Here is a 13,128-nt window from a genome sequence, read left to right on the forward strand (position 1 = left end):
GTGAGCTCGTCCCGCTTCCGTCGTACCGCCCCCGCTGCGGCCATTGCAGCGGCGGCCGCCGTGCTGCTCTCGAGCTGTGGTGTCACCGACGCCCAGACCGCCGCCCGGGTCGGGGACGCGGAGATCACGGTCTCCGAGGTCGACGGTGTCGCCCGGGCGCTGTGCACCAGCTCCGAGCCCCAGCTGGAGGAGGCCGGCCAGACGCTGCCGATGAAGATGGCGCGCCAGGCCTCGCTCAACCTGCTCACCCTCAGCGAGGTGGCCCACCAGATCGCCGACGAGTACGACGTGAAGCCCGGCCCCGCCTACGAGCGGGCGCGAGCCCAGTCGGCGGCGGCCGCCAAGGAGCTGCCGGAGGACCAGCGCGACGACTTCGTCACCGCGGCGTCCGTCGACGCCCTCCTGCAGGGGGTCTGGGAGGCGACCGGCGAGGTCCTGCTGGCCGAGGAGGGCGTCGAGGACCTCCAGGAGGGGCAGGCCGTCGCGCGCGGCGCGGAGCTCTTCTGGAGCTGGCCCGAGACGCTCGACCTCGAGCTCAACCCCGTCTTCGACGTCCAGGTCGTCGACGGCCAGCTGGAGCCCGCCAACGGTGCCGGCGACGTCAGCGTCCCCGTCTCCGAGGACGCGGTGGCGGCGAACGCCCCCGAGCCGGACCCGAGCCGGGCGGCCGGGCTGCCCGCCAACCTGCGCTGCGGCTGACCCAGGCGCCGTGACCGCGGAGGAGCAGCCCCTGCTGGAGCTCGCCTCGGTGATGCGGCGGCTGCGCGCCGAGTGCCCCTGGAAGGCGGCCCAGACCCACCGGTCGCTCCAGCGTCACCTGCTGGAGGAGACGTGGGAGACGCTCGAGGCGATCGACGTCGGTGACGCCACCGGGGAGTGGGACCACCTCCGCGAGGAGCTCGGCGACCTGTTGCTCCAGGTCTACTTCCACGCCGCGGTCGCCGAGGAGGCGGGCACCTTCACCCTCGACGACGTGGCGCGCGGCATCGTGGAGAAGATGCGGCGTCGCAACCCGCACGTCTTCGGCGACGCGGCCGCCCCCGAGGGCGGCGCGCTGGACGCCGCCGCCGTCAACGAGCTCTGGGAGCAGGCCAAGGCCGCCGAGAAGGAGCGGGCCTCCGTCTTCGACGGGCTCCCGCCCGGGCTGCCGGCGCTGCTGCTCGCCGACAAGGTGCTCGACCGCCTCGAACGCGCCGGCCGCACCCCCGCGCCCTCTCCCGCGGAACGTCATCACGAGGGGTCGTCCGAACGACCGGCGGTGATGACGTCCGACGAGGTGGGGGAGGAGCTGCTCGCCCTCGTGGCTCGGGCCCGCGCCGACGGCATCGACCCGGAGCAGGCACTGCGCGACGCCGTACGACGTCTGGTCTGAGGGCCCGTCTCCGCCCGCTCCGCCCGCTCCGCCCGCTCCGCCCCCTCCGCCCGCTCCGCCCGACGTCATCGCGCCGCGGATCCTGGAGCTGCTCAGGCTCGCCGAGACGGGCCCGGACCTCGAGGCGCTCGCGGGCTTCCTCGCCGACGCCGACCCGGGAGTGCGCCGCGCCGCCGTCGCCACCCTCACCGAGGTGGTCCCCGCGGGGGTGGGGCCCGCCATGGCCGGGCTGCTCCGCGACCCCGACGCCGGGGTGCGCCGGGCCGCGGCCGACGCGCTGCGCGAGCTGGTGGAGGTGATCCCGGCAGACGCCGACGTACGCCGGGCGCTCGCCTCGGCGCTCGCCGCCGAGGACCCGGTCTCCCGGGCGGCGGTGCTCGACGTGCTGCGCGCGCTCAAGCTGGGCTCACGTGAGGACTTCCGTGGTCGCGTCGACGACCCGGACTCGCGCGTGCGGATCCAGGCGATCCGGGCCCTGGTCTCCCTCGACGACGTGGAGGGGGTCGCCGCGGCGCGCGACGACGCGCTGCGCGAGGTGCGGGTCGCGGTCGCCCACGGGCTGGGGACCATCGCGCAGCCCGCCGCCGCGGAGACCCTGCTGGTGCTCGCGGCCGACCCGGAGCCGCTGGTCCGCGCGGCCGCGCTGGAGGCGGCTGCCGGACTGCGCGACCCCCGGCTGTGGGACCAGGCGGTCGCCGGGACCGGCGCCGAGGACTGGCAGGTCCGGGTCGGGGGGGGGTGCGCGGCCTCGGTGGGGCGCCCGACGACCTGGCGGTCGGCCCGCTGGTCGGCGCCCTGGAGGACGAGTCGGCCGACGTGCGCAAGGCCGTGGTCATCGGCCTCGGTCCGCGGACGGCCGCGCCGGGCGTCGTGGACGCGCTGGAGCGGGCGCGCAAGGACTCCGACGCCGACGTCCGCGGCTACGCCAGGCGGGCGCTGGCCGGTCGGCGGTAGCACCGGAAGCGATGACGCCCCGGCCGAGCGCCCCCTCCCCGCGGGACGTCATCACGAGTGGTCGTCGCAACGACCCATGACGATGACGTCCCGGGCCGGCGGGGGGAATGGGACGTGGCCCGGGCGCCGGCGAGGGGGCGCACTATGGTGAGCGGCGAACCCGGACACCCCGCCTCAACCCCTCAGGAGCACCACCGTGGCATCCATCGAACTTGTCGGCGCCCGCGAGATCCTCGACTCCCGTGGCAACCCCACCGTCGAGGTCGAGGTCCTCCTCGACGACGGCTCGTTCGGCCGCGCCGGCGTCCCGTCGGGGGCCTCCACCGGCGCCTTCGAGGCGGTCGAGCTGCGCGACGGCACCAAGCGGTACGGCGGCAAGGGTGTCGCCAAGGCGGTGCAGACGGTCATCGAGAAGATCGGCCCGGCCGTGATCGGCCTCGAGGCCGACGACCAGCGCCTCGTCGACCAGGCGATGATCGACCTCGACGGCACCGACAACAAGGCCGACCTGGGCGCCAACGCCATCCTCGGCGTCTCGCTCGCGGTCGCCAAGGCCTCCGCGGAGTCCGCCGGGCTGCCGCTCTTCCGCTACGTCGGCGGCCCCAACGCCCACCTGCTGCCCGTGCCGATGATGAACATCCTCAACGGCGGCGCGCACGCCGACACCAACGTCGACATCCAGGAGTTCATGGTCGCGCCGATCGGCGCGCCCACCTTCGGCGAGGCGCTCCAGCAGGGCGCCGAGGTCTACCACGCGCTCAAGTCGGTGCTGAAGAAGCGTGGCCTGGCCACCGGGGTGGGCGACGAGGGCGGCTTCGCCCCCGAGCTCCCCTCCAACCGCGACGCGCTCGACCTGATCGCCGAGGCGGTCGGCCAGACCGGCCTCTCGCTCGGCAGTGACGTGGTGCTGGCCCTCGACGTGGCCGCCACCGAGTTCTGCGAGAAGGGTGCCTACGCCTTCGAGGGCGGCAGCAAGTCGTCCGACCAGATGATCGCCTACTACACCGACCTGGTCTCCTCCTACCCGATCGTCTCCATCGAGGACCCGCTCGACGAGGAGGACTGGGACGGCTGGAAGGCCATCACCGACTCGCTCGGCGCCCGCACGCAGCTGGTCGGCGACGACCTCTTCGTCACCAACGTGCAGCGCCTGCAGCGCGGCATCAGCGGCGGCCAGGCCAACGCGATGCTCGTCAAGGTCAACCAGATCGGGTCGCTCACCGAGACCCTCGACGCCGTCGACCTCGCCCACCGGGCCGGCTACCGCAACATGATGAGCCACCGCTCCGGCGAGACCGAGGACACCACGATCGCCGACCTGGCTGTGGCCACCAACTGCGGCCAGATCAAGACCGGCGCGCCGGCCCGCTCCGAGCGGGTGGCGAAGTACAACCAGCTGCTCCGGATCGAGGACCAGCTCGGTGACGCCGCGCGCTACGCCGGTGCGGCCGCGTTCCCGCGATTCACCGCCTGAACGAGGGAGACTGGTCGCCTGATGGCGACGCGACGTACCCCCCGGTCAACCCCCGGAGGCACCCGACGGCCCGGCCAGCGCGGTCCCGCACCGCGCGGCCGGGCCGTCGGCGGCCCCAGCCGGAGCGCCGGCCCCCGGACGGGCGAGCAGCCGCGGGTGCCCGGCGGCCCCCAGGCACCCAAGGGCCGGCGCCGGCCACGGCTCACCGGCCGCGCCGGGGTGCTCCTGCTGGTGCTGGCCGTGCTGGCGGTCTCCTACGCCTCCTCGCTGCGGGCCTACCTCGACCAGCGTGCCCACATCGAGGAGACCCGGGCCGCCATCGAGGAGCGCCGGGTGAGCATCGCCGAGCTGGAGCGGGAGAAGAGCCGCTGGGAGGACCCCGCCTTCGTGCGTGCCCAGGCCCGCGCCCGGTTCGGCTACCTGCTCCCCGGCGAGACCGGGTTCCAGGTGATCGACGAGGAGGGCAACCCCGTCGACGGCGGTGACCAGCTGCCCGACCCGGCCTCCGTGGGTGACCAGACCCCCACCCCGTGGTGGAGCGAGGCGTGGGACTCCGTGGAGCTGGCGGGGAACCCCCCGCCGCCCGCCCCCGAACCGAAGGACAGGATCGACGGCGTGAAGCAGAGCAAGAAGAGCACCGAGGACGAGGCGCAGTGAGCCAGGCACGCATCGACCCCAGCGACGAGCGGGCCATCGCCGCCCAGCTGGGCCGCGAGCCGCGAGGCATCCACGAGGTCGGCCACCGGTGCCCGTGCGGCAACCCCGACGTGGTGACCACCGAGCCGCGGCTGCCCAACGGCACCCCGTTCCCGACGACGTACTACCTGACCTGCCCCCGGGCCGCCTCCCGCATCGGGACGCTGGAGGGCGGCGGGCTGATGAAGGAGATGCAGGCCCGTCTCGGCGAGGACCCCGAGCTGGCCGCCGCCTACCGCGCCGCGCACGAGCGCTACCTGGAGGCGCGCGACGAGATCGGCCGGGAGGCCGGGCTCGACGTCCCCGAGATCGCCGGGATCTCCGCCGGCGGGATGCCCGACCGGGTCAAGTGCCTGCACGTGCTGGCGGGCCAGTCGCTGGCCCAGGGGCGCGGGGTCAACCCGCTGGGCGACGAGGTGCTCGACCTGCTCGGGGAGTGGTGGGCCGAGGGCCCCTGCGTGGCGCCCGACCAGGACCCCGCCGCGTGACCGGGCCGGTCGCGGCGATCGACTGCGGCACCAACACCGTCAAGCTGCTGATCGGCACGCTGCCGGAGGTCTCCGTCCGCGAGATGCGGATGGTCCGGCTGGGCGAGGGCGTCGACACCACCGGCGAGCTGGCCCCCGAGGCCCTGGCGCGCTGCTTCGCGGCGATCGACGAGTACGCCGTCCTGATCGCCGAGCACGGCGTCCGGCGCGAGCGCATCCGGTTCTGCGCCACCTCCGCCACCCGGGACGCCCGCAACGCCGACGTCTTCGCCGACGGCGTCGAGCAGCGACTGGGCGTCCGGCCCGAGGTGATCGCCGGCCACGAGGAGGCGGCGCTCGCCTTCGACGGGGCGGTCCGCAACCTGCGCACCCCCGCCGAGCCGCCGGTGCTGGTGGTCGACATCGGCGGCGGCTCCACCGAGCTCGTGCTCGGCACGCACGCCCCGGAGGCCTCGATCTCCCTGGACGTCGGTTCGGTGCGGCTGCACGAGCGCCACCTGCGCGACGACCCGCCCACCCCCGAGCAGGTGGCCGCCTGCGCCGCCGACGTGGATGCCGCCCTGGACGCCGCGGAGGCGGCCGGGGTGGAGCTGGGCCGGGCCGCGACGATCGTCGGCGTGGCCGGCACCTGCACGACCGTGGCGGCCGGCTGCCTGGACCTGCCGGCCTACGACCGGGAGGCGATCGACCAGGCGGTCCTGTCGGTCTCCGACACCCACGCCTTCCTCGACCGGCTGGTGGCCGCCACCGTGGCCGAGCGGCGGGCGATGCCCTTCATGCACCCCGGCCGTGCGGACGTGATCGGCGCCGGCGCGGTCATCCTCGACCGGGTGCTGCGACGTACGTCGGTCTACTCCTGGACCGTCTCGGAGTCCGACATCCTCGACGGCATCGCCTGGTCGGTGGCGTCCCGCACGGACTAACCCCGGCCGCCACGACGACGTGCCATCACCAGGGCGACGACGCCGCAGACCACTCCGGCCGCCGCGCCGAGCAGCCCACGTCCGAGCACGGCATCCTGGCTGTCCTGCTGCCCGCCGAGGTTCCACGCGGCGAGTGCGACGCCGGTCATCCCGGCAGCCGTCACGCCCGACAGGAGCGCGACGACGCTCGGCGCATGGCGCGCCACGACAGTGGTGACGAGCCCGGCGGCCCCACCGACGAAGGCGCCGCCCAGCACCCACCAGGCGACGTCGTGCCACGCGCCGGCCGTCGCGGGCACCAACGCCGCCAGCAGCGCACCGGCGATGCCGGACAGCAGCACGGCGACGCGCTCGCCGCCTGCTCCTGTGGTCTCGCTCGTCATGGTGATCCTCAGCCATCCCTGTCCCGGCGCTCAGCCGCCCGTGGCGTCCGTCGACCTCGACGGCAGCGCCCGGTCGGTGGGCCGCAGGGTCTGACCCTGCGCCACCCCAGCGCCAGGCTCTCCCGCACGTAGCGCGAGCAGGGACTGGAGGGCCACCAGATCGATCATGAAGCGACGCTACCGATTCGACCCGCCTAGCGTGCGATGGACGTGAACTGTCGGGCCGGGGGAGCATGAACCCGTGCCCCTCAAGGACTCGCTGCTCGCCACCCTCGTCGCGGTCCTCTGGGGCGTCAACTTCGTCGTCATCGACGCCGGCCTGGACGACGACATGCCGCCGCTGCTCTTCGTGGCGCTGCGGTTCATGATGGTTGCGCTGGCGATGGTGGTCGTCGCTCGCCCCCAGGTGCCGTTCCGGCAGGTGGCGCTGGTCGGGCTCTTCATGAGCGTGGGCCAGTTCGGGCTGCTCTACTCCGCGCTCGCGATGGGGATGCCGCCCGGGTTGGCGTCCCTGGTGCTCCAGGCGCAGGTGGTGCTGACCGTGGTCTTCGCCGCAGTGCGACTCGCCGAGCTGCCCACCGCGGGGCAGCTCGCCGGCGTGCTGCTGGGCGCGGTGGGGCTGGGGATCGTCGCGGTCGGGCGGAGCTCGGCGACCCCGCTGCTCGCCCTGCTCGTGACGGTGGCGGCCGCGGCCTCCTGGGCGTGCGGCAACGTGGTCGCCCGCCGGGTCGGCGCCGCCTCGGGACTGTCCCTCACCGTGTGGTCGGCCACCGTCGTCCCCGTGCCGCTGCTCGCCCTCAGCCTCGTGGTCGACGGACCGGGAGCCGTGGGGGAGGCGCTCACGCACCTGTCTCTCGCCGCCGTGCTGTCGACCGTCTACACCGCGGTGCTCGCCTCCTGGGTGGGCTACGGCATCTGGAACTCGCTCCTGGCACGGCACCGCACCTCGGCGGTGGTGCCCTTCACCCTCCTGGTCCCGGTGGTGGGGATGACGACGGCCTGGCTGGTGCTCGGCGAGACGCCCAACGGCCCCGAGGCGATCGGTGGCGCGGTGCTGCTCCTCGGGGTGGCGACGGCCGCCCTCGGGCTGCCGCGCCGCCGGCAGCGCGGCGGGCGGGCGACGTACATTGAAGGGGTGGAGGAGCTCCCGACCGTGCCCCCGCCCCGGTGAGGCACCCGCTCACCGGCCAGCAGTTCGACTCCCCGGTACCGCCCGGCGCCGGCTGGCCGGAGGACCCGGCGGCGCCCACGACCCCTGTCGCCCGCACCCCGGACGACGTACGACGGCTCGCCGGGACCGACGACCTCGCCGAGCTCGACGCCCGGGTCAGCGTCTGCGCGGCCTGCCCCCGGCTGGTCGCCTGGCGCGAGCAGGTGGCGCACACCAAGCGCGCCTCCTTCGCCGACCAGCCCTACTGGGGGCGGCCCATCGCGGGCTGGGGCGACCCGGAGCCGGGGGTGCTCATCGTCGGGCTGGCGCCGGCCGCCAACGGGGGCAACCGCACCGGACGGGTCTTCACCGGCGACAGCAGCGGGGACTGGCTCTTCGCCAGCCTGCACCGGGTCGGGCTCGCCACCCAGGCCACCTCGGTGCACGCCGGTGACGGGCAGCGGCTGCTGGGGGCCCGGATGGTCGCCACCGTCCGCTGCGCGCCCCCGGCCAACAAGCCGACCCCAGAGGAGCGCGACACCTGTGCGCCCTGGATCCACCGCGAGGTCGCACTGGTGCGACCCCACCTGCGGGTCGTGGTCGCCCTGGGGGCCTACGGGTGGGACGCGGCGCTGCGCGCGCTGCGGGGAGCGGGAGTCGAGGTGCCGCGCCCGAAGCCGCGCTTCGGCCACGGGGCCGAGGTCGCCCTCGCCGGGCTCACCCTGCTGGGCTGCTACCACCCCTCCCAGCACAACACCTTCACCGGCCGGCTGACCCCGGCGATGCTCGACGACGTCCTGGGCCGCGCCCGCGACCTGGCCGGCCTGGGCGACGCAGCGACGGACGGCGACGGACTGGGGGAGAATGCGTCGCATGACTGACGCAGGGACGCTGCACGCGATCACCGTGCTGGGCCACGACCGCCCGGGGATCATCGCCGAGACCACCGACAAGCTGGCCGCGCTGGGGCTCAACATCGAGGACACCTCGATGACCCTGCTGCGCGGGCACTTCGCGATGACGCTGATCTGCGCCGGTGCCGCCGCCGGCACCGACATCCGCGCCGCCCTGGCCGTGCTCGAGAACGACGGCACCCTCACCGTCACCGTGCGGGAGGTCCCGCACGAGGAGCCCGCGCACGCCTCCGGCACCTCCTGGGTGCTGAGCGTGCACGGCGGGGACCGGCCCGGAATCGTCTCGGGGATCGCCGCGGAGGTCGCCCGGGTCGGCGGCAACATCACCGACCTGACCACCCGCCTGGCCGGTGACCTCTACCTGCTCGTCGCCGAGGTCGCCCTGCCCGCCGACGCGGACGCCGCCGCGCTGGAGAGCGCGGTGAAGAGCGCCGCGCAGGAGCTGGGCGTCGGCGCCACCCTGCGGGCGGCGGAGGCCGACGAGCTGTGAGCGCCACCAACGACCGGCTCGCCGCCTGGACCGAGGGCGAGCTGGGGGTGAGCGGCCGCGTCCTCGACGTCGTCCGCGCCCCCGCCCCGGTGCTGTCGGCCGACGGCGAGCGGGTCGACCCGGCCGCGCCCGAGATCGTGCAGCTGGCCGCCGACCTGGTGGCCACCATGCGGGTCTCCCCGGGCTGCGTCGGGCTGGCGGCACCGCAGGTGGGCGTGGGCGCCAAGGTGTTCTGCGTCGACGTCTCCGGCCACCCCAAGGCCCGCACCCACCACGGCACCTTCGTGCTCTGCAACGCCGAGGTGGTGGAGTCCTCGCGCAACGAGAAGGCACGCGAGGGGTGCATGTCGGTCCCCGACCTCACCGGTGACGTCAAGCGGGCCTCCCGCGTGCTCGTCCGCGGGCAGCTGCCCGGGACCGGTGAGGAGGTCGAGGTGCGCACCGACGCCTTCGAGGCGCGCTGCCTGCAGCACGAGATCGACCACTGCGACGGCCTGCTCTTCCTCGACCGGGTGGCCGGTGCGCACGCCGTCTACGCGCGGCAGACCTACCTCTGAGCGACCTCGCGGCGAGTCGCGGGCGGCTTCTGGGCCACACTTGCCCCGGGCCGGGCGACCGGCTCTCGCCCCCGTATCCCAATGGCAGAGGAAGCCGCCTTAAAAGCGGCACAGTCTGGGTTCGAGTCCCAGCGGGGGCACCGGCGTCCCGCCCGGCGCGGACGGCCGGACCCGGGTCCGGATACCGGGAACACGGGGGCCTCGTCGCGCGTTCTTGTGGTGACGCCTGCGTAGAGTGAGCGTCTCACGACGACGCGCGGTCAGGGTGATCGCGCCCCCCGGCCTCCAAGGAGAGACCATGAAGAGCAGCAACCCGGTGTTCGCGCGATCCGCCGAGTTCAACGGGCAGTCGAACGCCTACGGAACCCAGACCTACCCCGGCTACGGCCAGGACCAGGACTACGGCGACCCGTCGACCTGGGGCACGGGCACGCCCACCCAGGCGCCCGCCCGGCGGATGACGATCGACTCGGTGGTCCAGAAGACCGCCGCCACGCTCGGCGTCGTCATCGTCACCGCGTTCCTCACCTGGTGGTGGACCGGCGACCTGTCCGGCACGGTCACCGAGGAGCAGATGAGCCGCATCTACACCGCGGTGATGGTCGGCTCGCTCGGCGCCTTCGCCCTGTCGATGGTCAACTCGTTCAAGAAGGTGATCAGCCCCGCGCTGGTGCTGGCCTTCGCCGCCCTCGAGGGTGTCGCCCTCGGTGGCCTGAGCAAGCTCTTCGACGCCCAGTTCGGTGACGGCATCGTCTCCGGCGCGGTCTTCGGCACCTTCGCCGCGTTCGCCGGCACCCTGGCGGCGTACAAGTTCCTCGGCATCAAGGTCGGCGACAAGTTCCGCAAGGGCGTCATGGCCGCCGTCTTCGGCATGGTCGGCCTCGGTCTGCTCTCGCTGGTGCTCAGCTTCGCCGGCGTCAACACCGGTCTCTTCGGCTTCGGCGCCCTCGGCCTGGTGATGTCGGTCGTCGGCCTGGTGCTCGGTGTCTTCATGCTGATCCTCGACTTCGACTTCGTCGAGCAGGGCGTCGCCGCCGGCCTCGACGAGCGCGAGTCGTGGCGTGCCGCGTTCGGCCTGACCGTGAGCCTGGTCTGGATCTACACCAACCTGCTGCGCATCCTGGCGATCTTCAGCCAGGACTGATCGGCACCCCGTAACTCTCAGCCAGGGCCCCGGAGCGATCCGGGGCCCTGGCTGCGTCTCCGGGGGGTGCGCTCAGACCGGCGCGTCCCCGGGCGAGCGCTCCTCGCGCTGGGGCTCCTCGTCCTCCTGCGGGGTCTCGGCCTCCGGCGACGGACGGCGTCCGCGGTGGCGCAGCTCGACCCAGCGGCCGCGCAGGCCCCGCTGGGAGCCGGCCACCTCGGTGCCGTCGAGCTCGGTGCCGGTGTGGTGCGCCGCCTCGACGGCCGCGGAGGCGACCGGCATGACCCGCTCGCCCCGCCGCGCCTGGGGCACGGCCTCGTCGTCGGCGGCCAGGCCCAGGGCGGCCAGCGTCGAGGGCAGGAGCACGCCGGCGAGCGACCGGTAGCCCTCGGCGGAGGGATGGAACTGGTCGGGGCCGAAGAAGAGCGCCGGTGCCGCCTCGAACTCCGCGCCGAGGCTGGTGGCCAACGAGACGCTCCGGCCGTCCTCGTCGACCGCCACGATCGCCTGGGCCGCGGCGATCCGGCGCGACCACACCCGGGCGACCTGCTTGAGCGGGGGTGGGATGGGCCGGACGGTGCCGAGGTCGGGGCAGGTGCCGACCAGCACCTGGGTGCCGGCGTCGCGGAGGCGCCGCACGGCCTCGGCGAGGTAGCGGACCGAGGCCGACGGCAGCACGGTGTGGGTGACGTCGTTGGCCCCCACGAGGATGACGGCGAGGTCGGGTCCGCTGGGCAGCACCCGGTCGACCTGGCCGACGAGGTCGGAGGACTTCGCCCCGACCACGGCCACCGAGCGCAGGTGGACGCGGCGGTTCGCCTCGGCCGCCACGCCGGAGGCGAGGGCGGCGCCGGGCGTGTCCTCGACTCGGTGCACGCCGTAGCCGGCGGCGCTGGAGTCGCCGAGCAGCGCGATCCGCAGGGCCGGCCCCGGGCGGCCGCGGCCGTACCAGCCGGAGGCGTCCGGCGGCTCGCCGGTGGTGCGGCCGATGGCCCGCCGGGCGATCCGGGCCTCGACGTTGAGCACGCCGTAGAGGCCGGCGCCCAGCACCGACAGACCGCCACCGCCGTACGCGGCGGCAGAGGCGAGCTTGCGAGCGGCTGCGGCTTTTCCCACGGGCCCACCCTAATCATTTCACGGTTGTCCCAGCACTCGGACTAGATTGGCGGGATGCAGTACGTGAACTCGCTCCTGGACCTGATCGGCAACACCCCTCTGCTGCGACTCTCGAGGTCGCTCGGCCCCGAGCTGACGGTGGAGCGTGGCAAGGACAGCCCCGGTCCGCTGGTGCTGGCCAAGGTGGAGTACCTCAACCCCGGGGGGTCGGTGAAGGACCGGATCGCCACCCGGATGATCGAGGCCGCCGAGGCCTCCGGGGCGCTCCAGCCGGGCGGCACGATCGTGGAGCCCACCTCCGGCAACACCGGGGTGGGTCTGGCCATGGTCGCCCAGGAGCGGGGCTACAAGTGCATCTTCGTCTGCCCCGACAAGGTCAGCGAGGACAAGCGCAACGTGCTCAAGGCCTACGGCGCCGAGGTGGTGGTCTGCCCCACCGCGGTGGCCCCGGAGCACCCGGACTCCTACTACAACGTCAGCGACCGGCTGGCCTCCCAGCCCGGCGCCTGGAAGCCCGACCAGTACTCCAACCCCCACAACCCGCGCTCCCACTACGAGACGACCGGGCCGGAGATCTGGGAGCAGACCGAGGGCCGGATCACCCACTTCGTGACCGGCGTCGGCACCGGGGGCACCATCTCCGGGATCGGGCGCTACCTCAAGGAGCGCAACCCCGCCGTCCAGGTCATCGGCGCCGACCCGGCCGGCTCGGTCTACTCCGGCGGCACCGGGCGCCCCTATCTGGTCGAGGGTGTGGGGGAGGACTTCTGGCCCGACACCTACGACAAGTCGGTGGCCGACCGGATCATCGAGGTCTCCGACGCCGACTCCTTCGCCTTCACCCGCCGGCTGGCCCGCGAGGAGGCTCTGCTCGTGGGCGGCTCGTCGGGGATGGCCGCCTTCGCCGCCAAGCAGCTCGCGGCCGAGCTGGCCGCCGAGGGCCGCGAGGACGCCGTGATCGTGGTGCTGCTGCCCGACTCCGGCCGGGGCTACCTGACCAAGGTCTTCAACGACTCCTGGCTGGGCCAGTACGGCTTCGCCACCGAGGCTGCGGAGAGCGACGCCCTGACCGTGGGCGAGGTGCTCCGCGGGAAGTCCGGCCTGCTCCCGGCCCTGGTCCACACCCACCCGGGCGAGACCATCGCCGAGGCGGTCCACATCCTCCAGGAGTACGGCGTCTCCCAGATGCCCGTCGTCCGGGCGGAGCCGCCGATCGTGGCCGCGGAGGTGGCCGGCTCGGTCTCGGAGCGCGCCCTGCTGGACGCGCTGTTCACCGGCCAGGCCAAGCTGACCGACGCGGTCGAGCAGCACATGTCGCCGGCGCTGCCCACGATCGGCTCCAACGAGCCGGCCCGCCAGGCGGTCCACCTGGTGGAGAAGGACGACGCGGTGCTGGTCCACGAGGACGGCAAGCCCGTCGGAGTGGTCACCCGGCACGACCTGCTGGCCGTGCTGGCCCGCGGCTGA

At 74.2% G+C, this 13,128-nt stretch carries 16 protein-coding genes, 1 tRNA gene and 1 pseudogene; 15 read left to right on the plus strand and 3 right to left on the minus strand.

The window, feature by feature from the left end; all coding sequences use genetic code 11:
- From AC4BG9_RS13795 to AC4BG9_RS13830, 8 genes and pseudogenes are all read left to right on the plus strand, one after another.
- On the plus strand, nt 1-699 hold the full coding sequence (locus tag AC4BG9_RS13795; protein WP_490571683.1) for a hypothetical protein: 699 nt from the start codon (nt 1-3) through the stop codon (nt 697-699).
- Between the two features lie 10 nt (nt 700-709).
- Nucleotides 710-1,372 carry a MazG nucleotide pyrophosphohydrolase domain-containing protein gene (locus tag AC4BG9_RS13800; protein ID WP_490571684.1) on the plus strand — a complete coding sequence of 221 codons (663 nt, stop codon included), beginning with the start codon at nt 710-712 and terminating at the stop codon, nt 1,370-1,372.
- Nucleotides 1,373-1,460: 88 nt separating this feature from the next.
- A pseudogene (locus AC4BG9_RS13805) lies at nt 1,461-2,057 on the plus strand (HEAT repeat domain-containing protein); the annotation flags it as partial.
- 53 nt (nt 2,058-2,110) lie between these two features.
- Nucleotides 2,111-2,326 (plus strand): HEAT repeat domain-containing protein, encoded by a 216-nt coding sequence (locus AC4BG9_RS13810; RefSeq protein WP_490571685.1) that lies wholly within the window; start codon nt 2,111-2,113, stop codon nt 2,324-2,326.
- A gap of 196 nt (nt 2,327-2,522) precedes the next feature.
- On the plus strand, nt 2,523-3,800 hold the full coding sequence (gene eno, locus AC4BG9_RS13815) for a phosphopyruvate hydratase (RefSeq protein WP_490571686.1): 1,278 nt from the start codon (nt 2,523-2,525) through the stop codon (nt 3,798-3,800).
- 156 nt (nt 3,801-3,956) lie between these two features.
- Complete coding sequence (locus AC4BG9_RS13820) at nt 3,957-4,457, plus strand: FtsB family cell division protein (protein WP_490571687.1); 501 nt, start codon at nt 3,957-3,959, stop codon at nt 4,455-4,457.
- The gene (locus tag AC4BG9_RS13825; protein WP_490571688.1) at nt 4,454-4,984 is read left to right on the plus strand and encodes a DUF501 domain-containing protein; all 531 of its coding nucleotides are present in this window, start codon (nt 4,454-4,456) and stop codon (nt 4,982-4,984) included. The genes AC4BG9_RS13820 and AC4BG9_RS13825 overlap by 4 nt, the downstream gene beginning before the upstream one ends.
- Nucleotides 4,981-5,907 carry a Ppx/GppA phosphatase family protein gene (locus AC4BG9_RS13830; RefSeq protein WP_490571689.1) on the plus strand — a complete coding sequence of 309 codons (927 nt, stop codon included), beginning with the start codon at nt 4,981-4,983 and terminating at the stop codon, nt 5,905-5,907. Before AC4BG9_RS13825 ends, AC4BG9_RS13830 begins: the two co-directional genes overlap by 4 nt.
- Here AC4BG9_RS13830 and AC4BG9_RS13835 read toward each other — a convergent pair.
- Both AC4BG9_RS13835 and AC4BG9_RS13840 read right to left on the minus strand, forming a co-directional pair.
- The gene (locus AC4BG9_RS13835; RefSeq protein WP_490571690.1) at nt 5,904-6,290 is read right to left on the minus strand and encodes a hypothetical protein; all 387 of its coding nucleotides are present in this window, start codon (nt 6,288-6,290) and stop codon (nt 5,904-5,906) included. The two genes, AC4BG9_RS13830 and AC4BG9_RS13835, sit on opposite strands and share 4 nt — an antisense overlap.
- A gap of 30 nt (nt 6,291-6,320) precedes the next feature.
- Complete coding sequence (locus AC4BG9_RS13840) at nt 6,321-6,458, minus strand: hypothetical protein (protein ID WP_490571691.1); 138 nt, start codon at nt 6,456-6,458, stop codon at nt 6,321-6,323.
- A 73-nt stretch (nt 6,459-6,531) separates the two neighbouring features.
- Here AC4BG9_RS13840 and AC4BG9_RS13845 point away from each other — a divergent pair, with 73 nt between their 5' ends.
- The 6 genes from AC4BG9_RS13845 (at nt 6,532) to AC4BG9_RS13870 (ending at nt 10,545) form a co-directional block, all read left to right on the plus strand.
- Complete coding sequence (locus tag AC4BG9_RS13845; RefSeq protein WP_490571692.1) at nt 6,532-7,461, plus strand: EamA family transporter; 930 nt, start codon at nt 6,532-6,534, stop codon at nt 7,459-7,461.
- Entirely contained in the window at nt 7,458-8,321 is an 864-nt protein-coding gene (locus tag AC4BG9_RS13850) for a uracil-DNA glycosylase (protein ID WP_490571693.1), read from the plus strand. Before AC4BG9_RS13845 ends, AC4BG9_RS13850 begins: the two co-directional genes overlap by 4 nt.
- Nucleotides 8,314-8,844, plus strand: coding sequence for a glycine cleavage system transcriptional repressor (locus AC4BG9_RS13855; RefSeq protein ID WP_490571694.1), 531 nt, complete (start codon nt 8,314-8,316; stop codon nt 8,842-8,844). The genes AC4BG9_RS13850 and AC4BG9_RS13855 overlap by 8 nt, the downstream gene beginning before the upstream one ends.
- On the plus strand, nt 8,841-9,401 hold the full coding sequence (gene def, locus AC4BG9_RS13860; RefSeq protein ID WP_490571695.1) for a peptide deformylase: 561 nt from the start codon (nt 8,841-8,843) through the stop codon (nt 9,399-9,401). Before AC4BG9_RS13855 ends, def begins: the two co-directional genes overlap by 4 nt.
- Nucleotides 9,402-9,468: 67 nt before the next feature.
- Nucleotides 9,469-9,541, plus strand: a tRNA-Leu gene (locus AC4BG9_RS13865).
- 158 nt (nt 9,542-9,699) lie between these two features.
- On the plus strand, nt 9,700-10,545 hold the full coding sequence (locus AC4BG9_RS13870; RefSeq protein WP_490571696.1) for a Bax inhibitor-1/YccA family protein: 846 nt from the start codon (nt 9,700-9,702) through the stop codon (nt 10,543-10,545).
- A 72-nt stretch (nt 10,546-10,617) separates the two neighbouring features.
- Here the strand turns inward: AC4BG9_RS13870 and AC4BG9_RS13875 are convergent, their stop codons facing one another.
- Nucleotides 10,618-11,661: an SGNH/GDSL hydrolase family protein gene (locus tag AC4BG9_RS13875; protein WP_490571697.1), complete on the minus strand. Its 1,044-nt coding sequence runs from the start codon at nt 11,659-11,661 to the stop codon at nt 10,618-10,620.
- A 54-nt stretch (nt 11,662-11,715) separates the two neighbouring features.
- Between AC4BG9_RS13875 and AC4BG9_RS13880 the strand changes: the two genes are divergently transcribed.
- Nucleotides 11,716-13,128: a cystathionine beta-synthase gene (locus AC4BG9_RS13880; protein ID WP_490571698.1), complete on the plus strand. Its 1,413-nt coding sequence runs from the start codon at nt 11,716-11,718 to the stop codon at nt 13,126-13,128.

It is taken from the genome of Nocardioides sp. Z40_12 (assembly GCF_058215795.1).

Coding starts and splice junctions, on each gene's coding strand:
- AC4BG9_RS13840 (WP_490571691.1), bottom strand. CDS start 6,458: ATGATCGATCTGGTGGCCCTCCAGTCCCTGCTCGCGCTACGTGCGGGA.
- AC4BG9_RS13880 (WP_490571698.1), top strand. CDS start 11,716: ATGCAGTACGTGAACTCGCTCCTGGACCTGATCGGCAACACCCCTCTG.
- AC4BG9_RS13835 (WP_490571690.1), bottom strand. CDS start 6,290: ATGACGAGCGAGACCACAGGAGCAGGCGGCGAGCGCGTCGCCGTGCTG.
- AC4BG9_RS13855 (WP_490571694.1), top strand. CDS start 8,314: ATGACTGACGCAGGGACGCTGCACGCGATCACCGTGCTGGGCCACGAC.
- AC4BG9_RS13870 (WP_490571696.1), top strand. CDS start 9,700: ATGAAGAGCAGCAACCCGGTGTTCGCGCGATCCGCCGAGTTCAACGGG.